Genomic DNA, 19,553 nt, shown 5'->3' on the forward strand with positions numbered 1-19,553 from the left:
GCGAACCCTCAGTTCAGCGGTTCGATCACCTTGACTGCCTGCCGCTCACGGGCGGCGGGCCATTCTTGTTGCAGGGTCTGTAGCACGCGGCCGACGAACTCGGTATCGGCGGCGGCCTTCTTGCCGACGTAGCCCTGGCCACGGCGGTAGACCTTGAAGCGGGCGCGCATGCTGGGCAGGTGCGCTTCGAATTCATCTTCGACCGTGTTCGGCGGCAGGCGGTCGATGCGCACCTCGCCGGTCTGGCTGACCCACAGCAGATGGTCGTCGAGGCTGTCCTTGCGTACCGCGAACAGCTGGGCCAATTGGTCGATAGTCGGATTGTTGTTCAAGTTCATCATAAAGCCCCCATCACCTATTTGTTTTTGATTGTCACAGTTGGCACTACAGGTTGTAGCGCACTACCAAGGCTGCTACAGCAGCATCGCAACAGGGGCTTTCTCACGCTGCCTTTTGGACAGATTCCCTCTCCACGGACGGCCTGCGTTACCGCGCAAGCCGTCTGGAACACCCTTGCCACCGCTCCCGATCAGGGAGACGGCTTCATCATGCACAAGGCTGAGGAACGGCGTCAATGGTTTTGTAGTGAATATTTTTAGTCACTACATTTTTGTCATATTGTCTGGCAATCCGTTCGGCGGTGACTCAGCGGTCGAGCCCGGAAAGAATCTGGAACGCCGCACGCACACGGGCTTCATTGGGGTAATTGCGGTTGGCAAGCAGGGCAATGGCCTTGCCTTCGGACGGGATGAAGGCGGCGTAGACGCCGAAACCGTTGGTGGATCCGGTCTTGTTGTACCAGGCTGCAGGCAGGGCCGGGAGCGCCGGGTTCAGGCGCTGGGTGGTCTGCGGCTCACGAATCAGGCGCGGGCTGTTGCCATCGACCAGCGTGTCCAGCGCGACCGGGTACGGGTAGCGCTCCCAGCCCAGGCCCTGGGTCATGGCACCAACCTTGAAGTAGCCGGCCTGGGTGATTTCGGTCGCCTTGCGCAGTGCCGGCGGCAGTGCGGCAGGCTGCATGTGCAGGCGCACGTAGCGCAGCAGGTCGCTGGCGCTGGTCTTGATGCCGTAGGCTTCGTCGGCGTAGGGGCCGGGGCTGACCCGCACCGGGCGGTTCTGCGCGTCATAGCCCTGTGCGTACAGTGCCTGTGCAGCCTGCGGCACCTGCAGGTAGGTATGCTGCAGGCCCATCTGCGGTAGCAACTGCTGGGTCATGACGGTCGCGAATGGCTTGTGTTGCGCACGTGCCGCGAGGTCGCCGAACAGCCCCAGGCTCGGGTTGGAATAGCAGCGCTGAGTGCCATGCGCGGTGCGCGGCTTCCAGTTGCGGAAGAACGCCAGCGTCTGCTCCGGCGTCTGTACTTCATCGGGGAACTGCAATGGCAGGCAATCGGCGCTGTAGGCGCCGAGCTCCAGCACGCTGGCTTCGCCCAACGGTGCACCGGCGAGGGCCGGTTCGTAGCGCCGGGCAGGGGCGTCGAGGTCGAGCTTGCCTTCAGCACTGGCTAGCGCCACGAGGGTGGCAGTGTAGGTCTTGCTCAGCGAACCGATTTCGAACAGGGTGTCGGCGGTCACCGGCTTGCCGTCGGCCTTGCTGGCCACGCCATAGCTGAAGTAGTGGGCCTGGCCGTTGGCGTAGACCGCCACCGCCATGCCGGCGATGTCCTGTTCTTTCATCAGCGGCCTGATGACCCCGTCCACCTGGGCTTGCAACGGCTCGCCAGCGTGCGCGCAGGCGACGCCGAACAGGATGAACAGTGGAGCAAGACGTACGAGCGGCATGTAAGGTCCTTTTCGTGGGTGTGTCCGTTGAGCGACACCAATGGGGGTTCCGGCGTTAGCGGGAAAAAACCCAAGACCTTATCGTCTGCCCTTGCACAACGACAAGATGGAAACTGTTATGAAGTATTTGCGCATGTTGTTCGACAACTTCACCCTATGCCTGCTCGGGGTGGTGCTGATCGCCACCGTGCTGCCTTGCTCGGGCGACGGCGCGGTGTATTTCGGCTGGCTGACCAACCTGGCGATAGGCCTGCTGTTCTTCCTGCACGGTGCCAAGTTGTCGCGCGAGGCGATCATCGCCGGTGCTGGCCACTGGCGCCTGCACCTGCTGGTGTTCTCCTGCACCTTCGTGATGTTCCCGCTGCTGGGCCTGGCGTTCAAGCCGCTGTTCGTACCATTGGTGGGTAACGAGTTGTACCTCGGCGTGCTGTACTTGTGCGCGCTGCCTGCCACCGTACAGTCGGCCATCGCCTTCACCTCGCTGGCCCGCGGCAACGTGCCGGCAGCCATCTGCAGCGCGGCGGCTTCCAGCCTGATCGGCATCTTCCTTACCCCGCTGCTGGTGGTGATGCTGCTGGGCGCCAGTGGCGATACCGGTTCAGGGCTGGACGCCGTATTGAAGATCACCCTGCAGTTGCTGGTGCCGTTCGTGGCCGGGCAGATCGCACGGCGTTGGATCGGCGCCTGGGTCAAGAAGAATGCCCGCTGGCTGAAGATCGTCGACCAGGGTTCGATTCTGCTGGTGGTCTACACCGCGTTCAGCGAAGCGGTGGTCACCGGCCTGTGGCACACCGTGTCGCCGCAGCACCTGGCCGGGCTGTTCGCCGTCTGCGGGATCCTGTTGGCGCTGGTGCTGTTCGGTACGCGTATGTTGGGCAAGGTGCTGGGCTTCAGCCTGGAAGACCGCATCACCATCCTGTTCGCCGGTTCCAAGAAGAGCCTGGCCACCGGGGTGCCTATGGCCCAGGTGCTGTTCGTGGGGAGTGGCATCGGCGCGATGATTCTGCCGTTGATGCTGTTCCACCAGATCCAGTTGATGGTATGTGCGGTGCTGGCGCAGCGTTATGCCAGCCGTGAGCAGGTGGGTGAGGGGGCTACTGCTTCTTCCTGATAGCTGCATGGTGCCTGTACCGGCCGCTCCCGCAGCGGCCGGTACAGGCTATCGAGCCTGCCCGGAACTGCGCTCGCGCAATGCCTTGCCCACCTCGGCCTCGATCTTGTAGGCCGGCCCTTCCAGCTCTTCGTAGTTGCGCGTATAGCGCCGGGCAAACTCATTCACGCCCAGTTGCTGATACTGCTGCACATGCTTCAGTTCATGGGCCCACAACGCTACGTTGTCCTCGGCATCGCTGGCATGGCGGAAGATGATGGTGTCGATCAGCGTCACCGCGTTCACGTCCGGGTTCTGCAGCATGGCGTTGGCCGCCGTGACCTGCTGCTCGTTACCGACCCGGTAGCGCGCGGCATCGAGCACGGCAAAGTCATACCAGGGCTCCAGTTGCGCGCGGATGTGCAAAGGGATCGGTTGACTGCCGCTGGCGGTGGCCTCGTCGCGAGCCTGTTGCAAGGCAAACGCCAGGCTACTAGACGCCACGGTCTCGACATCCTTGAGAATCTGCCCGGCCTGGCCGGGGTCGATCGGCGCGCAGAAACAGCCCATCAGGCACACCTGATACTGCCCGGGCGGGCAGGCCTGTTCGGCCAGCGCGGGGGTTGCCAGCAGCGCGAGCAGAAGGAGGAATGGCTTCATTATGGAGGCAGTTCTGGCCGAGATGAGCTTTGACGGGGCGCGTGATCATAACATAGCGTTCGTTGGCCAGATGATCATTCACTCGGGAGGCAGGCATGGCAGAACAACAAAAAGTGGTGCTGGTGATCGGTGCCGGGGACGCCACCGGTGGCGCGATCGCCAAGCGCTTTGCCCGTGAGGGTTATGTCGCGTGTGTCACCCGCCGTCAGGTCGAAAAGCTGCAGCCGCTGATCGACGAAATCCGTGCTGAAGGGGGCCAGGCCCATGGCTTCGGCTCGGATGCGCGCAAGGAACAGGAGGTTACCGAGCTGGTCGAAACCATCGAGCGTGATATCGGCCCGATCGAAGCCTTTGTCTTCAATATCGGCGCCAATGTGCCGTGCAGTATCCTGGAGGAGACACCGGGCAAATACTTCAAGATCTGGGAAATGGCCTGCTTCGCGGGCTTCCTGACCGCCCAGGCCGTGGCCCGGCGCATGGTCACCCGTGAGCGCGGCACCATCCTCTTCACAGGCGCCACCGCAGGCACGCGCGGCGCTGCCGGTTTCGCCGCCTTCGCCGGGGCCAAGCATGGCCTGCGTGCCCTGGCCCAGAGCATGGCGCGGGAGCTTGGCCCGCGAAACATCCACGTTGCCCATGTGGTGGTGGATGGTGCCATCGACACCGCGTTCATCCGCGACACGTTCCCCGAACGCTACGCATTGAAGGACCAGGACGGCATTCTCGACCCGGCGCACATCGCCGACAGCTACTGGTTCCTGCATGCCCAGCCCCGTGATGCCTGGACCTTCGAACTGGACCTGCGCCCGTGGATGGAGCGCTGGTAAGCCTTACTGACCAAGGAGCGTGACGTATGAGCAAGACCGTGGAGTTCTACTTCGACCTGGGCAGCCCGGCCAGTTATCTGGCCTGGACCCAGCTGCCTGCACTTTGCGCCAGGCAGGGTGCGGCTTTGATTTACCGGCCCATGCTGCTGGGTGGGGTGTTCCAGGCCACCGGCAACGCGTCGCCGGCGATGATCCCTGCCAAGGGCCGCTACATGACCACCGACCTTGGCCGTTACGCCCGCCGCTATGGCGTGCCGTTCGGGCTGCCGCCGGGGTTCCCGGTGAACACGCTGACCCTGATGCGCGGCGCCATCGGCATGCAGCTACGTGCGCCAGCGCAATTCGAAGCATTGTTGGCCGTGCTGTTCAAAGGGCTTTGGCAACACCGGCGTAACTTGAGCGATGGCCCGACACTGGATGAAACGCTGCGCCAGGCCGGCTTCGACCCGGAGGCATTTCATGCGCTGGCGGCGGATGGCGAGGTAAAGGCCGAACTCAAGCGAGTGACCGAGGAGGCGGTTGCGCGGGGCGTGTTCGGTGCGCCGACCTGCTTTGTCGACGGGGAGATGTTCTTCGGCCAGGATCGCCTGGATTTCGTCGAAGAAGCGTTGAGCCGTTGAGGCTGGATGGCCTCGCCATGGGCGAGGCCAAACCTGGCTCAGAAATTCGCCGGGGTGTTGGCGCTGATGATTTCCGCCTCGTCCTGGCCAATGTTCTTGAAACTGTGCGGCAGGGTAGTGGGGATGTAGTAGCCATCGCCCGAGTTGAGGACGCTCACCTGGCCATCGACCCACAGTTCCACGGTGCCACGGGTAACCAGGCCACATTCTTCGCCTTCGGCATGCACGATCGGCTCGCCCGAATCGGCACCCGGGGCATACAGCTCGCGCAGCATGCGCATCTGCCGGGCCTCGACGCTGGCGCCGACCAGCAGCATGCGCAGGCCATTGCGGCCCAGGTCCGGCTGCTCGCTGGCGCGGAACACGAAGCGCTCTTCGCGCACCGGCTCGTCGAAGCTGAAGAACTCAGCCAGGGTCATGGGGATCCCTTCGAGGAGTTTTTTCAGGGAGCTGACCGATGGGCTGACACGGTTCTGTTCGATCTGCGAGATCGTCGAGTTGGTCAACCCGCTGCGGCGGGCCAGTTCCCGTTGGGAGAGGTTGTTGCGTTCACGCACCAGTTTGAGTCGCGTCCCCGTGTCCATAGCCGCCTTGTAATCAGAGGTGTTTAAAATAATTAGCGACGCATTAAAACATACTCTGCACGCTTGCGCGCTGTGCTTTCAGGCACGTTGGTCACGCGGCAGCGGCCACAGCCCAACCAGCAGCAACAGCAGTGCAACTGCCAGGAACGGCAGGCGTGGGTCCAGGGCATAGACCAGCGTTCCGGCCAGCGGGCCGATCACCGCGCCCATGCCCTGGGCGGCGCCAATCGAGCCTGCGGTGGCGCCTTGCTCCGAGGCCTGCATGGCATTGGCCGCCAGCGCGGAAAACGCCGGGAACACAAAGCCCATGCCGGCCGCAGCGACAAAGTAGCAACTCCACAGCCAGGGCGCCGTGGTGGCCAGCGCGCCACAGGCGAAACCCAGCGCCGACACGCTGGCGCCGACCCGGATCATCTTCAACGGCGGCCACTCCAGCTGGCGCAGCAATACCTGCGACAGGATCAGCGCCACGCCGACGGTGGTCAGGGCGATACCGGCAGCCTGCGCGGCATCGGTCGGCGCCAGTTGCAGGCGGTCAAGGGCGAAGAAGCCGACGACGATCTGTGACACCGTGACGCTGAGCATGGCGCTGAACGCCACCAGCAGCGGCCGGCGCAAGCGCGGGTCGCTGAGCCGGACGGGGCTGGGCGCATGGCTTTGCGCCAGGGGCTGGGGTTTGAGCTTGAACAGCAATACCAGGAAGGCGCTGGCTGGCAGCAACGACATGATGTGAAACGGCAGGCTGAGGCTGTGCTGTGCCAGCACCGCTGCCAGCGCCGGCCCCACCACCAGGCCGACGGCATTCGCCGCGCCCAGCGAAGCCATGGCTCGCGCCCGCCGCTGCGGCTCGACATGGTCGGCGATCAGCGCATTGCAGCCCACCGGGATGGCGGCGTAGAAGGCACCGATGCAGCCGCGTGCCAGCATCAGCCCGACGAATGCCAGGCCCGCCCCCGGCAACCAGCGCAGTGCCCCTTCTACAAAGAGGCACAGCAGCCAGTAGGCCACGGTGAAGCCGGCGCTGCCCAGCAGCAGGATCCGGCGGCGCCCCAGGCGGTCGGACAACCGCCCCCATGGCCGGGCCAGCAGTACCCAGACCACACCGGCCACGGTCACCGCCGCGCCGGCCTGCCAGGTGGCCATGCCGAGCAGGCGCGAGATCGGCCCGATCAGCGCGACAAAGGCCATCATCGACATGGTGCAGGCCATGTTGGCCAGCAGCAGCGGGCGCATGTCCAGCGTGTTGGCGGGTGTCAGTAATGCAGGATCCTTTGCGACGTTCATCAGCAGTCCAGGGCAGGTCGACAAGAGAGCTGTCGAGCTTAATGAGAATAATTGTTGTTTGTCGAGGGCCCCCGGGCATCAGCCTGTCATTCGCTGCGCCGCACGGGGCCTGGCCACATGCTACGCAACACGCCGTCCCGGCGCACCAGGGCATGCATCAATGCCGCGCCCAAATGCACCAGCACAGTGGCGAACAGCAGGTAACCGGCCCAGCCATGGGCCTGGCGCAGCACGGCATACAGTTGCAGGTCGTGCGGGGCGATCGCCGGCAGTTGCAGGGGGCGTGGGTAGCCGCCCGCCGACAGCATCGCCCAGCCCAGCAGCGGCATGGCCAGCATCAGGCCGTAGAGCAGCAGATGCGAGGCGCCAGCAGCAAAACGCTGAAACGCGGGCAGGTCGGCTGGCAACGGCGGGTGTGGCAAGGTCAGGCGCAGGCCTATGCGCACGATGACCAGCACCAGCAATGCCAGGCCGGTGGCCTTGTGCAGTTCGATCAGCAGCGGGTGGCGCGGTGACAGGTCACCGATCATGCTCACGCCGATGAACAGCATGCTGATGATCAGGATCGCCATCAGCCAGTGCACCAGGCGCGCCAAGGGGTGGAAGACTTCAGGTTTCATCGCTGTGCTCCTGCGCCGAGAGTCTCGCGGCTGCGGCGGTTGAAGGATTCCGAATAGGCCGCCGAACGGGCGGCGAGGATCGGGTCGGCGGAGGGCTCTATGCCGCTGGGCAGGATCAATGGGTCGAAGTTCAGGTCACGGCAGGCGCCTTGTTCGGGGGCGTCGACCTGTTCGACCACCAGGGTGCCGGCATCGACACTACGGCGCTCGGCCGGCCAAGGGCGGGCCGGGTCGTCCACCGCGTCGCCCTGGTCGGCCAGCACCAGGCGCAGGGTCCAGCGCAGTGGCCCTTGGGCCAGGCGCTGTTGCAAGTCGTGCTGGAGGAACTGCTTGTCGTCGACCTGGCCGGGCAGGGCGGTGAATGGCGTTTGCGGTTCGAGCTGCCAACGTACCGGGTGCGCCGTGCCGCTGGCATCGATCAGGCGGAAGGCGTTGATGCTGTGATACTGGGTGCTGGCGAAGCTGTCGCTGGGCTTGTAGCCCGCCGCCCACTGGCGAAACGCTGCGCTTTCCGGGTGGGCGGCGAAAAATGCCTGCAGCTTTGCCGGGTCCGGTTTGCCGGTGGCCGGGTCTGGCGCGCCTGCCAGCACCTGGTCGTAGAAGCCTTGCGGGGTACTCACCGCCAGCACCGGTGGGTTGTTCATGCCGGTACGCCAGATCTGGCCGTCATCGGTACTCAGCTGGATTGCCAGGCTGCGCACCGGTACGCCAGTGTCCGGGGCGAACGGGTTGGCACCGCCGATGGCGAAGCGGCCGATCACCGGCACCCGGGCCTGGCTGAAGGCCCGTGCAGTGGACAAGGTCGCGGCCTGCCCGCTGGGCTGGAAGTAGCCGCTGATGCACAGGCCCTTGGCGTGGTTCTTGCGGTAGCCCGGATGGTGGCCGGCCTGGGCCTCGAAGGTGTCGATGATGCGTTGCGGGGTCAGTTGCGGCCCGCCGATCCAGCCGGCCGCATAGGCGAAGCCGGCCCCCAGCGCCAGCATCACGGCGCCTATGCCGGCCAGGCGCAGCGCCTTGGCGGGGCCTTGCAAGGGTGAGTTCATGGTAGTCATCCGGTTCAGTGAAGGTGCCGGTACGACGGGTCAGGGAAAAACTTATTCCAGCGGCGGGAATAGATTTTCTTGCCAAGCGTCTGCCCCATACACTGACAACCCCAGCGCCCGGTACCTGACCATGCACGATCTGGACGAACAGCAATGGCGTGAGCTGTTGCAGCGCCTGCGCCGCTTTGCCGTGTGGCTGACCCGTGAGCCCGGCAGCGCCGATGACCTGGTTCAGGCCACGGTCGAGCGCGCCTTGAGCCGCCGTGGCCAGCAACGCGAAGCCGAGGCCCTGCGCGCCTGGCTGTTCACCATTCTTTATCGGTTGTTTCTCGATGGTAAGCGCCGCGAGCGCCTGCATGCCCGCTGGCTGTCGTGGTTCGGCCGCGGCGCCGTTGAACACGAAGCGGTGGGCGACAATACCGAGGACATCGTCCTGGCCCAGGCCGACTTGCAGGCCTTCGCCCACCTGTCGACCGAGCAGCGGGCCTTGCTGTTGCTGGTCAGCATCGAGGGGCTGAGTTACAAGGAAGCGGCCCAGGCCCTGCAAATTCCTATTGGCACGGTGATGTCGCGCCTGTCGCGTGCCCGTGCTGCCTTGCGAGAACTGACCGAGGGCAACCCCCAGCCGCCGGCCTTGCGGAGACTCAAATGACACGCCTGATTCCCGGTGAAGACGAGCTGCACGCCTATATCGACGACCGCCTGGCGCCCGCGCGGCGCGCCGAGGTACAGGCCTGGCTGGCGGCCAACCCGCAGCAAGCAGCGCGGGTCGAGGCCTGGCGCAACGATGCCCGGCGCTTGCGTGCGGCCTTGGCAGGGTTTGCCGAGCAGCCTGGGGCGGCCACCCTCGATTTGCGTCAGGTGCAGCAGCGGGTGCGCCAGCGCCGGCAGCGGCGGCTGGCTTCGGCGGCGGTGTTGTTGCTGGCCATGGGGGTCGGCGGAGTGGGGGGGTGGCAGGCGCGGCAGGTGACCTTGGCCAGCCATGACTTGCCCATGGCCGATGCGGTGCAGGCTCATCGGTTGTTCGCTGGCAGTGAGGCACTGGATATCCAGGCCAGTGACCAGGCGCAGCTGCGCGACTGGCTGGGCCGGCATTTCAGCCGCGTGGGGCAGTTGCCGGACCTGGCGGGTTACGGTTTTCAACCGGTGGGCGCGCGGTTGCTTAGCAACGAGCAGGGGCCGGCGGCGCTGCTGGTGTTCCAGGATCGCAACGGCCAGCGCATCAGCCTGTTCCTGCGCTCGCCGGGTGATCGCTATGAGCGCATGCCGCAGGGGCAACGGGTCGATGGGCAGCTGGAGGCGCGGTACTGGTCGCACGGGGCGTACAACTTTGCCCTGGTCAGTGCGGCGGACGATGGGCGTGGGGCGGGTGTGGGGGAGGCGTTGCGGTTGGGGTTGTAGCGGGTGTTTCTGGCTTGAGGCATGCAGGGGATTTGAGGTCGAGCGCCGCCCGCGCGGCGCTCGGTCTCACCGGCGACACATCCCTGACGGCATGCACCACGGACAACTCATCCCAGTTCGAGCCAGATCGGCGCATGGTCCGAAGGCTTTTCCATCCCCCGCAACTCATAGTCCACGCCGCCCGCCTTGATCCGCGGCACCAGGGCCTGGGAGGCCATGATCAGGTCGATGCGCAGCCCGCGCTTGGGTTCGTCCTCGAAGCCGCGGCTGCGGTAGTCGAACCAGCTGAAGCGGTCTGCCACCTCCGGGTACAGGTGGCGGAAGCTGTCCACCAGGCCCCAGCCCTTGAGGCGCTCCATCCACTCGCGCTCTTCCGGCAGGAAGCTGCACTTGCCCGTTTTCAGCCAGCGCTTGGCGTTGTCCGGGCCGATACCGATATCGCAGTCCTGGGGCGAGATGTTCATGTCGCCCATCACCAACACCGGTTGGTCGTTCTTGAACTGCCCTTCGAGCAGCGCCTGCAGGTCGCTGTAGAAGCGCTGCTTGGCCGGGAACTTGGTGGGGTGGTCACGGCTTTCACCTTGCGGGAAGTAGCCGTTCATGATGGTGATCGGGGTGCCGTCGGCATCGGCGAAGGTGCCCCAGATGAAGCGGCGCTGGGCATCTTCTTCATCGGTGGCAAAGCCCTTGAACAGGCTCAGCGGCGCCTGGCGCGAGAGCAGGGCGACCCCGTAGTGGCCCTTCTGGCCGTGATAGTGCACGTGGTAGCCCAGCGCCTGGACATCGGCCAGCGGGAACTGATCGTCGCTGACCTTGGTTTCCTGCAGGCCGATCACGTCCGGCTGGTGCTTTTCGATCAGCGCCGCCAGCTGGTGCGGGCGGGCCCGCAGGCCGTTGATGTTGAAACAGACGATCTTCATGGAAAGACAATCCTGGTAAAAGGCCGGATGCTAGCCGACATCGGCATTCATCACCAGCGTGGCAGCTTGGTCCGGGCACTGCTAACGTGCTGGATGAGGTGAACGATGCGCAGTGGAGCACCTCCAAGGCATTGACATGCCCTTTCCAGGAGGACTACCCGCCATGCTCGAAGCCCCTGCCGCCCAGGCGCGTATCTGCACCCTCGATGACGGCTACAGCCGTGAGGCACGCTCGCTGTTGTACAACGCCTACCGTCACGAACCGACCTTCGCCTATATCTTCGAAGCCCAGCGCCCAGGCTACGAGCGCCGGCTGCGGGTAATGGTGCGCGAGTGGGTACGCCAGCACTTTTATCTGCAATTGCCGGCCATCGGCCTGCTGCTCGATGACCGCCTGATCGCCCTGGCCCTGATCGTGCCGCCGCAACGTCGCCTGGGTGTGGCCGACAGCTGGGCCTGGCGTTTGCGCATGTTGCTGGGCACCGGCCAGCGCTGCACCCGGCGTTACATGGATTACCAGGCGGCGTTGGCCAGCTGTCTGCCGACCGGGCAGGTGCACATGCTGCCATTGCTGGGGGTGCATCCACAATTTCGCGGCTGCCACTACGGCGAACAATTGTTACAAGCGGTTCACGACTGGTGTGCGGAAGACCCCAACACCCAGGGCGTGGTGCTGGACTCTGGCAACGAGCATTACCTGGCCTTTTACGCGCGCCAGGGCTATGAAGAGATAGGCGAGGTCGCTGTAGGGCCAATCCGAGAAAGAGTGTTCTTTCATCCCAATCCAGTGTCATCCATACCATCAATTGCTTGAAGTGGGCCGCCAGGCGCCTCCCTTGAGCGCCTGGCTCTGGTAGCATGCGCCGCATGACGTATTCAGGAAGACTAACCTGGGGCCTGGTTTTCTGGGCCGCCAGTTTTGCAGCATGGGGCCAGAGCGAGTTGCTGGTGAAGGTTAAACCCGCCAACAAGGAGCTCAAGGCCAATGTCGAAGGCTATATCGGTACCCTCGGAGACCGCGATGAAGAAGCGCTGCTGCGTTTCAGTCGTGGGGCCGAGGAGCAGGCGCGCAAGGCTGCGCAGGCACTTGGCTACTATCAGGCGCAGATCGATACCGAGGTCAAGCCGCCAGCCAAGGCCGACCAGCCCCCCCAACTGATCATCAAGATCGACCCCGGCGAGCCGGTGCGCCTGCGCAACGTGACCGTGCGCGTCGAAGGGCCGGCCAGCGAGATGAAAGCCTTTCGCGTGCCTGACAGCAGGGCCCTGAGGGCGGGCGAACAACTCAACCATGGCCTGTATGAAGATGCCAAGCGGCTGATCCAGAACCAGGCTTCGCGCTATGGCTTCTTCAATGGCCACTTCACGCGCCAGCGCCTGGCGGTCGACCCTCAGGCCGGTGTGGCGGATATCGAGCTGGTTTACCAGAGCGGTCCGCGTTATCGCCTCGGGGCGGTGAAATTCACGGGTGACACGCCGCTCGACGAAGACCTGCTGCAGCGCATGGTCTCGTTCAAGCCTGGCACGCCCTACGACTCCGAACTGATCGCCCAACTCAACAACGACCTGCAATCGAGCGGCTATTTCGAAGGCGTGCGGGTCGATGCCGCGCCTACTGCGGCGGTGGGCGAAGACATCCCGGTGGACGTCCGCCTCGACACCCGCAAGCCCCGCACCATGGGCCTGGGCCTGGGCTTCTCGACTGACGTGGGGCCGCGTGGCAAGGCCAACTGGACACGGCACTGGGTCAACCCGCAAGGCCACAGTTATGGCTGGGAAACCGAGATTTCGGCGCCGCGGCAGAACGTCGGCTTGTGGTACGACGTGCCGCTGGATCCTCCCCTGACCGACAAACTGCGCTTCGCCGGCGGCTACCAGAACGAAGAAATCGCCGGCACCGACACCCTCAGCAAGCTGCTGACCGTCGGCCCGGAGTGGCACAGCAAGCTGGCCAGTGGCTGGCAGCGGGTGATCTCGCTCAAGTACCAGCGCGAAGAGTATCGCCTGGGCGATGATTCGGGGCTGAGCAATCTGCTGATGCCAGGCGTGAGCTTTTCCTACCTGCGCAGTGACAACCGCATCGACCCGCACAACGGTTACCGCTTGCAGTTCGACACCCAGGTAGCCAAGGAAGGGCTGATGTCCGACACCAACCTGTTGCACGGCAATGTGCTGCTCAAGGGTCTGACCACCGTCGGCCACAATCACCGTTTCCTTGGGCGGGTGCAGTTCGGTGGCAGCGCCACCAACGGCTACAAGAACAACATTCCGCCGTCGCTGCGTTTCTTTGCCGGTGGCGACCAGAGCGTGCGCGGCTACGACTACCAGACCTTGTCGCCGAAGAACAGCGACGGCGACCGCATCGGCGGCCGCTATCTGGTCGCGGGCAGTGTCGAGTACCAGTATTCGCTGGCCGAAAAATGGCGCGTGGCAACCTTCATCGACCAGGGCAACGCGTTCAACACGTTGGAGCTGCCCAGCCTCAAGACCGGGGTCGGTTTCGGCGTGCGCTGGGTCTCGCCGGTAGGGCCGTTGCGCCTGGACCTGGCCAAGGCACTCGATGACGACGGCGGTATTCGCCTGCACTTCTCCATGGGGCCTGAGCTGTGATGCGTGTGTTGAAATTCATTCTGCTGGGCGTGCTCGGCAGTGTGCTACTGGTGGCCCTGGCCCTGGGCCTGTTGCTGGGTACCGAAGCTGGCAGCCGCTGGGCACTCGGCCGGGTGCCAGGGCTGACGATCGACGATTTCCAGGGGCGCCTGGCGGGTACCTGGCAGGCCAGCCATTTGAGCTGGATCGACGGCGGCAACACGGTGCACGTGGAGGCGCCGCTACTGAGCTGGTCCCCGGCTTGCCTGATGCGCGCCACGCTGTGTATCGACCGGTTGCATGCCCAGCGGGTCGACATGGCCTTCGTGCCAAGCGATCAACCAGCCGAAAGCGGTCCGCTGCAGTTACCTGCACTGCGCTTGCCAGTGGCGATCGAGGTGGGCGAGGTGAAGGTAGGGCAGTTGCGCCTGGATGGCAGTGATCTGCTTGGCGATCTGCAACTGGCGGCGCATTGGACAGCGAGTGGCCTGCGCATCGACAGCCTGCAATTGCAACGTGACGATTTGCACGTGCAAGTGCAGGGCGATCTACAGCCTGAAGGCGATTGGCCGCTACAACTTCAAGGCCAGGTGCAGTTGCCTGAGGTAGAGGGCAAGGCATGGCAACTGGCGCTGAACGCCAAGGGTGAATTGCAGAAAACCCTTACCCTCGATGCCACCAGCAGCGGCTACCTTGATGCACGCCTGAGCGGGACGGTACAGGCCCTTGCCGAACACCTGCCGGCGCACCTGCAGATTCGCGCCGAGGCCTTCAAGCCAGCGGCTTCGTTGCCCGACACGTTGCAGCTCGATCAGCTCGTGCTGGATGCCCGGGGCGACCTGCTCAAAGGCTATCAACTGTCGGGTAGCGCCAGCCTGCCGGCCGAGCAGGCACCGATCGCACTGGTGCTGACCGGCAAGGTGGACGCCAAGGGCGCCAAGCTGGATGCCCTGGACCTGACCGCCAGTGACACCCAGCGCGTCAAGCTGCAGGCCAGCGCAGACTGGCAGCAGGCGCTGAAGGCCGACGCCCAACTGGATTGGCAGGACTTTCCGTGGTTGCGCCTGTATCCGCTGGAAACACCGCCGCAGGTTACCCTCAAGCGTTTCAATGCCCAGGTTCAATACCAGGATGGCAATTACCAAGGCACCTTCAACGGTGACCTCGATGGCCCGGCCGGGGCGTTCACCCTGGCCAGCCCGTTCGAAGGTGACCTGGGCCAGGTGCGCCTGCCGCAACTGGCGCTGACGGCCGGGCAGGGCAAGGCGGCGGGCAGCGTCGCGGTGCGCTTCGCCGATACCCTGGCCTGGGACGTCGACCTGCAGTTGTCGGCCCTGGACCCTGCCTACTGGCTCGCCGAGCTGCCCGGCACCCTCGCCGGGCCGTTGCGCAGCAAGGGTGAAATGAAAGGTGAGCAGCTCAGCCTGAATGCCCAGCTCGACCTCAAGGGGCGCCTGCGCGGGCAGCCGGCGGTGCTCAAGGTCGAGGCACAAGGGGCCGGGCAGAACTGGACGCTCGGCGCCCTGGCCGTGCAATTGGGCGATAACCGGATCAACGGCAGTGGCAGCCTGCAGCAGCGCCTGGCCGGGCGTGTCGACCTCGACCTGCCGCGGCTCGGCCAGCTGTGGCCGAGGCTGCAAGGGCAGGTAAAAGGGCGCCTGGACGTCAGCGGCACGCTAAATGCGCCGCAGGGCAACCTGACCCTGCAGGGCCAGCAACTGGCACAGGAAGAAAACCGCCTCCAGCGGCTTGATCTGGAGGCCCGCCTGGACAGCGCTCAACGGGGCGTGATCGACCTCAAGGCCAGCGGCATCCGCCTGGGTGACACGCTGCTGGGCACCTTGCAGGCCAATGGCAAGGGCGACATCCGTCAGCAGGCACTGACCCTGGCGCTGGACGGCCCACAGCTCAAGCTCGACCTGGGTCTGGATGGTCAACTGAACAAGGGCGACTGGCGTGGTCGCCTGGCCAGCGGCAGGATCCAGGCCGGCGGCCAGGACTGGCAACTGCAGGCTCCGGCCCGCCTGCAGCGGCTGGCCAGTGGCCAGATGGATTTCGCTGCTCATTGCTGGCGCTCCGGTCAGGCCAGCCTGTGCGGCGAGGACCAACGCCTGGCGCCTGAGCCGCGTCTGCGCTATCACCTCAAGCAGTTCCCGCTGGATAGCCTGGCGCAATGGCTGCCGAAGGACTTTGCCTGGCAGGGCATGCTCAACGCCGACGTGAACCTGGATATTCCGGCCAGCGGCCCGAAAGGCAACGTGCGTATCGATGCCAGTGGCGGTACGTTGCGCGTTCGCGACAAGGGCCGCTGGATCGACTTCCCATACCAGGCCCTGCGCCTGGACAGCACCCTGGCGCCACGCAGGGTCGACACACGCCTGGATTTTCGCGGTGAACGCCTGGGTGAACTGAGCCTGAACACGCGCCTCGATCCGTTGGGCAAGAACAAGCCGCTGTCGGGCGACTTCCGCCTGGCCGGGCTGGACCTGTCGATCGCCCGTCCGTTTGTGCCAATGGTCGAGCGCCTGGCCGGGCAGTTGAATGGCAGCGGGCGCTTGACCGGCACCTTGCTGGCGCCACAGGTCAACGGCAACCTGATGCTCAGTGGTGGCGAGGTCAGTGGTGCCGAGTTGCCGGTCAGCCTGCAGGATCTGTCGCTACAGGCCTTGATCGCCGGTGAGCAGGTGCAGATCAATGGCGGCTGGCGCAGCGGGGAAGCCGGGCGCGGCCAGCTCAACGGTCACCTGACCTGGGGCCAGGCCCTGGGCATGGACTTGCGTCTGCAGGGCCAGCAGCTGCCCGTGACCGTGGAGCCATACGCCACATTGGAAGTTGCACCAGACCTGAACCTGCGCCTGATCGACGACAAGCTGGCGGTGACCGGCAAGGTGCTGGTGCCCAAAGGCAAGATCGTTGTGCGCGAGTTGCCACCCTCTACCGTCAAGGTCTCGGACGACACGGTCATTGTTGGCCACCAGACCGAAGAGGGTAAACCGCCCATGGCGATGGCCATGGACATCGACGTGGTCGTGGGGCAGGACACGCTGTCGTTCAGCGGCTTCGGCCTGACCGCCAACTTGCTTGGCCATGTGCACATTGGCGACAACATGGACACCCGAGGCGAGTTGAGCCTGGCCGATGGCCGCTACCGTGCCTACGGCCAGCGCCTGATCATTCGCCGCGCACGGCTGCTGTTCGCCGGGCCGATCGACCAGCCCTACCTGGACATCGAGGCCATCCGCAAGGTCGACGATGTGATTGCCGGTATCCGCCTGAGTGGCAGTGCCGAGCAGCCGACTACCACGGTGTTCTCGGAACCGGCCATGAGCCAGGAGCAGGCGTTGTCCTATCTGGTGCTCGGGCGCCCGCTGGGGACCTCTGGTGAGGACAACAACATGCTCGCCGAAGCGGCATTGGGCCTGGGCCTGGCGGGCAGTGCCGGGATTACCGGCAGCCTGGCATCGGGCCTGGGGATCGATGACTTCCAGCTGGACACCGAAGGCTCCGGTAACAGCACCAGCGTGGTAGCCAGTGGCAACCTGTCCGAGAAGCTCAGCTTGCGCTACGGGGTCGGGGTGTTCGAGCCGGCCAACACCATTGCGCTGCGTTACAAACTCAGCAAGAAGGTGTATCTCGAAGCCGCCAGCGGGCTGGCAAGCTCGTTGGATATTTTCTACAAGCGAGACTTCTGAGGGCGCGTCAGCGTACGGTGGCGGCCTCGATGAATTCGTTGGTTTCGGCGGGGGCAGGCGTGTCGGGCTTGCGGATGGGGGTGATCAGCTTGGTGTACTCCTCGATCAGGCGGTTGAGTGCCTCGGGTGGTTCGCTGGCATGAAACTGCATGCGGATCTGCACTTCGTCAGGGTCCCGGGCTTCAGCCTGGCGGCCCTGTGCGCCGATCGTCACCTTGAAGCTGGCGGCACCGGCCTGTTCACTTGCCTCGCGTAAGGCATGCAGCCCCTCGGTGGCCTTTACCCGCACCGACAGGTCTACCTGCATGCGCTCCAGGGTCAGGCCCTTGGGTGCCACCAGGGCGAACAGAGGCACGCGCATGAGGTGGCGGTCGTCCATGGCAACCTCGACCATCTTCGCCTTCATCGGGCTACCAAGCGCTTGGGTGTCGCAGTCGAAAAATTGATCGAACAGGTTGATGTACTGCTGGGCTATCAGGCTGTTGGTGGCCGCAGCGGCCTCCTGGAGACCGCGGGTGATATCGCGCAGGTCGATGGCGGTCATGGGGGCTGGTGGGTTGTCCAAGATGTTGGCTCCTGAGGCAGGAAGAGGCCCCGCTGGCACGCGCAGGGCAACCGGTCAAACAACGAGCGGACCATCAAGGGGTAGTGGCACCTGCGGCTGCGTTGTTGGTGATGGCAGGGGAGTTTTTGAGGGTGTCGCCCTGCGAAATTGCATCCTGGCTTTCCAGGGTTGAAGTCTTGACCACTGTAGGCTTGGTGGCGGCCTCGGTGAGGAAGTCGATCACCCGCATCATGGCTTCTGGCGGATCCTGGCGGCGCAGCGAGGTATTGAACGCATAGCGTGCCCGGGTATCGGTCTTGCGGGTTTGCGTGGACTTGCTGCTGATGCTGCCTTTCACATCCAGCTTGAAAGGCCCCCAACCCAGTGAGGCCGCCAGATCGCCGCTTTTGCTGGACTCGCTGAAGTCCTCGGCCATCTGGCTGATGGTCAGTTCGAACTCGACGTTACCTTCTTCGATGGTGATGTTCGGGTGGGTAATGGCTGCCAGCAGTGGCACCTTCATGGACTTGCTGACGACGCCTTTGTACTCGCCTTGTTCGTCAACGATGGTTTCGTCGTAGTCGAACTGGATGGCAACGGCTTTGCCATCTTGCACGCAGACCTGCATGAGGAAGTCTGCATAGGATTTGCTGGCTGTGACCTGCGCCTGCACCATGGCTTGCAGCGGTGCGGCGATCATGCGGTCCATGGGCAAGGCATTGATGACCGAGCCGATGAGGCTGTTGTCGATGGACATATGCGTCTTCTCTTCTTTTCAGGGTTGAGGGTGCGGCCACTATTGGGGGCCGCAGCGGGGCGTCAGCGTGAACAATGTTCCTGCCGACGGATGTTGCCGATCTGACGCAGGCTCAAGCCGTACTTGTCGGCCAGCAGGCTGCGTGACAGGCCGTTGGCGCTTTCTTTCTGGATTTGCAGGTTGCGCAGCTGGCGCACAAAGTGGTCTGCCTTGGGGATTTCCAGGGCCACGCCGGCAAAGCGCTTGATCAAGGCATCAAGTGCGTCTGCCGGGAGTACATCAGCGAGCTTGGTGCGTTCGCGATGCTTGGGTATGTATTTGGGCCTGCCGCCGTAGGCGCAGGTCAGCTGGTAGGCGTTTTCAAGGCCGATGCATTCGATCAGGGCCTGCAACGAATGCGGTAACTGGCCGATGTCGATGGATGTGAGATCTGGCAGTTCCATATGAGACTTCCTCGCGGTGGTTGGGGCGCGATGCCTATCGTTGGCATGGGGGAATTCTCGGTGAGTGTCGAATGTTGCCGCTAGGCGCCAAGTGGGCTGGCAGTTGTAGTTTTGGTGAGCAGGGCTTGCAGGCAACGGTGTCGTGCGATGTAGGAAGTTGCCTCTATGCTGCCGTGCAGGCCCGATTTCCCGTAGAGTTGCTTTTCCATGGAGCAAGTAAGTTCCAGCCCCCTTATTCACAGGGATAACTGTTCAGCAGGCTTGCACCTGCAAGGTAGGCATGCGCTTTAGTTGGCTGCACTTGTGGCAAGGTGCGCCAGTCGATGACCAGGCAAAGGCTGTTCAATGGCTGGTTATCGAGCATGCCTATGACCCTGTCGGGAAAGGTCCGCCGATAGCGGGCGACGGTGTTGCCCAAGGGCTCGACCTGGTCTGCCTGGGCCAACGCCTGGCGAGCCAGTTCTGGCAGCAGCGGGTGCGGGACGGTGAAGTAGGCATGGCCGGGCCTGGCGTGCAGGTGCCCGGCTGCGCGGGTTCTTTGCCACAGTTGTTGCCATTGGCTGCTGCCAGCATGGGCAGCCAGCTGGCCACCTAGTTCGAGCAATTGCTCAGGCGGCGCCTGGCGGGTGTCCAGGGCCTGGATGGGAAGTGACGGAGCGAACAGTATGATGAACAGCGCGAACCTGCGCATGGTGCC

At 64.3% G+C, this 19,553-nt stretch carries 20 protein-coding genes; 8 read left to right on the forward strand and 12 right to left on the reverse strand.

The window, feature by feature from the left end:
• Positions 1–8: 8 nt before the first annotated feature.
• Both ABE528_RS12345 and ampC read right to left on the reverse strand, forming a co-directional pair.
• Positions 9–341 (reverse strand): hypothetical protein, encoded by a 333-nt coding sequence (locus tag ABE528_RS12345; RefSeq protein ID WP_027916800.1) that lies wholly within the window; start codon positions 339–341, stop codon positions 9–11.
• Positions 342–645: 304 nt separating this feature from the next.
• Positions 646–1,782 (reverse strand): class C beta-lactamase, encoded by a 1,137-nt coding sequence (gene ampC, locus ABE528_RS12350; RefSeq protein WP_346653119.1) that lies wholly within the window; start codon positions 1,780–1,782, stop codon positions 646–648.
• Positions 1,783–1,888: 106 nt separating this feature from the next.
• Here ampC and ABE528_RS12355 point away from each other — a divergent pair, with 106 nt between their 5' ends.
• A complete protein-coding gene (locus ABE528_RS12355) occupies positions 1,889–2,893 on the forward strand; it encodes a bile acid:sodium symporter family protein (protein ID WP_152957855.1) in 1,005 nt (334 codons plus the stop codon).
• Positions 2,894–2,941: 48 nt separating this feature from the next.
• Here the strand turns inward: ABE528_RS12355 and ABE528_RS12360 are convergent, their stop codons facing one another.
• The gene (locus ABE528_RS12360; RefSeq protein ID WP_152957856.1) at positions 2,942–3,532 is read right to left on the reverse strand and encodes a DUF4157 domain-containing protein; all 591 of its coding nucleotides are present in this window, start codon (positions 3,530–3,532) and stop codon (positions 2,942–2,944) included.
• Between the two features lie 95 nt (positions 3,533–3,627).
• Here ABE528_RS12360 and ABE528_RS12365 point away from each other — a divergent pair, with 95 nt between their 5' ends.
• The gene (locus ABE528_RS12365; RefSeq protein WP_346653120.1) at positions 3,628–4,359 is read left to right on the forward strand and encodes an SDR family oxidoreductase; all 732 of its coding nucleotides are present in this window, start codon (positions 3,628–3,630) and stop codon (positions 4,357–4,359) included.
• Between the two features lie 26 nt (positions 4,360–4,385).
• Entirely contained in the window at positions 4,386–4,979 is a 594-nt protein-coding gene (locus tag ABE528_RS12370; RefSeq protein ID WP_152957858.1) for a 2-hydroxychromene-2-carboxylate isomerase, read from the forward strand.
• A 38-nt stretch (positions 4,980–5,017) separates the two neighbouring features.
• Here ABE528_RS12370 and ABE528_RS12375 read toward each other — a convergent pair whose 3' ends face one another.
• The 4 genes from ABE528_RS12375 to ABE528_RS12390 all read right to left on the reverse strand — a co-directional run bounded on the left by ABE528_RS12375 (position 5,018) and on the right by ABE528_RS12390 (position 8,510).
• The gene (locus ABE528_RS12375) at positions 5,018–5,563 is read right to left on the reverse strand and encodes a cupin domain-containing protein (protein ID WP_012314247.1); all 546 of its coding nucleotides are present in this window, start codon (positions 5,561–5,563) and stop codon (positions 5,018–5,020) included.
• 78 nt (positions 5,564–5,641) lie between these two features.
• Entirely contained in the window at positions 5,642–6,847 is a 1,206-nt protein-coding gene (locus ABE528_RS12380) for an MFS transporter (protein ID WP_346653121.1), read from the reverse strand.
• An 86-nt stretch (positions 6,848–6,933) separates the two neighbouring features.
• Positions 6,934–7,467, reverse strand: a complete 534-nt coding sequence (locus ABE528_RS12385; protein WP_152957860.1) for a cytochrome b — start codon at positions 7,465–7,467, stop codon at positions 6,934–6,936.
• On the reverse strand, positions 7,464–8,510 hold the full coding sequence (locus tag ABE528_RS12390) for a catalase family peroxidase (RefSeq protein WP_346653122.1): 1,047 nt from the start codon (positions 8,508–8,510) through the stop codon (positions 7,464–7,466). Before ABE528_RS12390 ends, ABE528_RS12385 begins: the two co-directional genes overlap by 4 nt.
• Positions 8,511–8,640: 130 nt before the next feature.
• On the opposite strand from ABE528_RS12390, the gene ABE528_RS12395 reads away from it, so the two are divergent.
• Entirely contained in the window at positions 8,641–9,162 is a 522-nt protein-coding gene (locus ABE528_RS12395) for a sigma-70 family RNA polymerase sigma factor (RefSeq protein WP_346653123.1), read from the forward strand.
• A complete protein-coding gene (locus ABE528_RS12400) occupies positions 9,159–9,911 on the forward strand; it encodes an anti-sigma factor (protein WP_346653124.1) in 753 nt (250 codons plus the stop codon). Before ABE528_RS12395 ends, ABE528_RS12400 begins: the two co-directional genes overlap by 4 nt.
• A gap of 107 nt (positions 9,912–10,018) precedes the next feature.
• On the opposite strand, the gene xthA is transcribed toward ABE528_RS12400, so the two are convergent.
• Entirely contained in the window at positions 10,019–10,831 is an 813-nt protein-coding gene (xthA, locus tag ABE528_RS12405) for an exodeoxyribonuclease III (protein ID WP_152957864.1), read from the reverse strand.
• A gap of 163 nt (positions 10,832–10,994) precedes the next feature.
• Here xthA and ABE528_RS12410 point away from each other — a divergent pair, with 163 nt between their 5' ends.
• Genes ABE528_RS12410 through ABE528_RS12420 form a run of 3 tightly spaced genes read left to right on the forward strand, consistent with a single transcriptional unit; the run spans position 10,995 to position 17,112 of the window.
• Positions 10,995–11,645 (forward strand): GNAT family N-acetyltransferase, encoded by a 651-nt coding sequence (locus tag ABE528_RS12410; RefSeq protein ID WP_152957865.1) that lies wholly within the window; start codon positions 10,995–10,997, stop codon positions 11,643–11,645.
• A 53-nt stretch (positions 11,646–11,698) separates the two neighbouring features.
• Positions 11,699–13,441 carry an autotransporter assembly complex family protein gene (locus ABE528_RS12415; RefSeq protein WP_346653135.1) on the forward strand — a complete coding sequence of 581 codons (1,743 nt, stop codon included), beginning with the start codon at positions 11,699–11,701 and terminating at the stop codon, positions 13,439–13,441.
• Positions 13,438–17,112: a translocation/assembly module TamB domain-containing protein gene (locus tag ABE528_RS12420; protein ID WP_346653125.1), complete on the forward strand. Its 3,675-nt coding sequence runs from the start codon at positions 13,438–13,440 to the stop codon at positions 17,110–17,112. The genes ABE528_RS12415 and ABE528_RS12420 overlap by 4 nt, the downstream gene beginning before the upstream one ends.
• Positions 17,113–17,119: 7 nt before the next feature.
• Here ABE528_RS12420 and ABE528_RS12425 read toward each other — a convergent pair whose 3' ends face one another.
• From ABE528_RS12425 to ABE528_RS12440, 4 genes are all read right to left on the reverse strand, one after another.
• A complete protein-coding gene (locus tag ABE528_RS12425; protein ID WP_346653126.1) occupies positions 17,120–17,677 on the reverse strand; it encodes a DUF2589 domain-containing protein in 558 nt (185 codons plus the stop codon).
• Positions 17,678–17,750: 73 nt separating this feature from the next.
• Entirely contained in the window at positions 17,751–18,413 is a 663-nt protein-coding gene (locus ABE528_RS12430; protein WP_346653127.1) for a DUF2589 domain-containing protein, read from the reverse strand.
• Between the two features lie 62 nt (positions 18,414–18,475).
• Positions 18,476–18,856 carry a Mor transcription activator family protein gene (locus ABE528_RS12435; protein WP_152957868.1) on the reverse strand — a complete coding sequence of 127 codons (381 nt, stop codon included), beginning with the start codon at positions 18,854–18,856 and terminating at the stop codon, positions 18,476–18,478.
• 232 nt (positions 18,857–19,088) lie between these two features.
• Positions 19,089–19,547, reverse strand: coding sequence for a hypothetical protein (locus tag ABE528_RS12440; protein ID WP_346653128.1), 459 nt, complete (start codon positions 19,545–19,547; stop codon positions 19,089–19,091).
• Positions 19,548–19,553 lie beyond the last annotated feature (6 nt).

The organism is Pseudomonas sp. TWI628, assembly GCF_039673865.1.
Lineage (GTDB): Bacteria > Pseudomonadota > Gammaproteobacteria > Pseudomonadales > Pseudomonadaceae > Aquipseudomonas.

Excerpts from the sequence above, each read along its gene's own strand:
- ABE528_RS12415 (WP_346653135.1), top strand. The coding sequence starts at position 11,699 with ATGACGTATTCAGGAAGACTAACCTGGGGCCTGGTTTTCTGGGCCGCC.
- ABE528_RS12435 (WP_152957868.1), bottom strand. The coding sequence starts at position 18,856 with ATGGAACTGCCAGATCTCACATCCATCGACATCGGCCAGTTACCGCAT.
- ABE528_RS12410 (WP_152957865.1), top strand. The coding sequence starts at position 10,995 with ATGCTCGAAGCCCCTGCCGCCCAGGCGCGTATCTGCACCCTCGATGAC.
- ampC (WP_346653119.1), bottom strand. The coding sequence starts at position 1,782 with ATGCCGCTCGTACGTCTTGCTCCACTGTTCATCCTGTTCGGCGTCGCC.
- ABE528_RS12440 (WP_346653128.1), bottom strand. The coding sequence starts at position 19,547 with ATGCGCAGGTTCGCGCTGTTCATCATACTGTTCGCTCCGTCACTTCCC.
- ABE528_RS12365 (WP_346653120.1), top strand. The coding sequence starts at position 3,628 with ATGGCAGAACAACAAAAAGTGGTGCTGGTGATCGGTGCCGGGGACGCC.
- xthA (WP_152957864.1), bottom strand. The coding sequence starts at position 10,831 with ATGAAGATCGTCTGTTTCAACATCAACGGCCTGCGGGCCCGCCCGCAC.
- ABE528_RS12385 (WP_152957860.1), bottom strand. The coding sequence starts at position 7,467 with ATGAAACCTGAAGTCTTCCACCCCTTGGCGCGCCTGGTGCACTGGCTG.
- ABE528_RS12355 (WP_152957855.1), top strand. The coding sequence starts at position 1,889 with ATGGAAACTGTTATGAAGTATTTGCGCATGTTGTTCGACAACTTCACC.
- ABE528_RS12395 (WP_346653123.1), top strand. The coding sequence starts at position 8,641 with ATGCACGATCTGGACGAACAGCAATGGCGTGAGCTGTTGCAGCGCCTG.
- ABE528_RS12430 (WP_346653127.1), bottom strand. The coding sequence starts at position 18,413 with ATGTCCATCGACAACAGCCTCATCGGCTCGGTCATCAATGCCTTGCCC.
- ABE528_RS12400 (WP_346653124.1), top strand. The coding sequence starts at position 9,159 with ATGACACGCCTGATTCCCGGTGAAGACGAGCTGCACGCCTATATCGAC.
- ABE528_RS12380 (WP_346653121.1), bottom strand. The coding sequence starts at position 6,847 with ATGAACGTCGCAAAGGATCCTGCATTACTGACACCCGCCAACACGCTG.
- ABE528_RS12360 (WP_152957856.1), bottom strand. The coding sequence starts at position 3,532 with ATGAAGCCATTCCTCCTTCTGCTCGCGCTGCTGGCAACCCCCGCGCTG.
- ABE528_RS12390 (WP_346653122.1), bottom strand. The coding sequence starts at position 8,510 with ATGAACTCACCCTTGCAAGGCCCCGCCAAGGCGCTGCGCCTGGCCGGC.
- ABE528_RS12375 (WP_012314247.1), bottom strand. The coding sequence starts at position 5,563 with ATGGACACGGGGACGCGACTCAAACTGGTGCGTGAACGCAACAACCTC.
- ABE528_RS12345 (WP_027916800.1), bottom strand. The coding sequence starts at position 341 with ATGATGAACTTGAACAACAATCCGACTATCGACCAATTGGCCCAGCTG.
- ABE528_RS12370 (WP_152957858.1), top strand. The coding sequence starts at position 4,386 with ATGAGCAAGACCGTGGAGTTCTACTTCGACCTGGGCAGCCCGGCCAGT.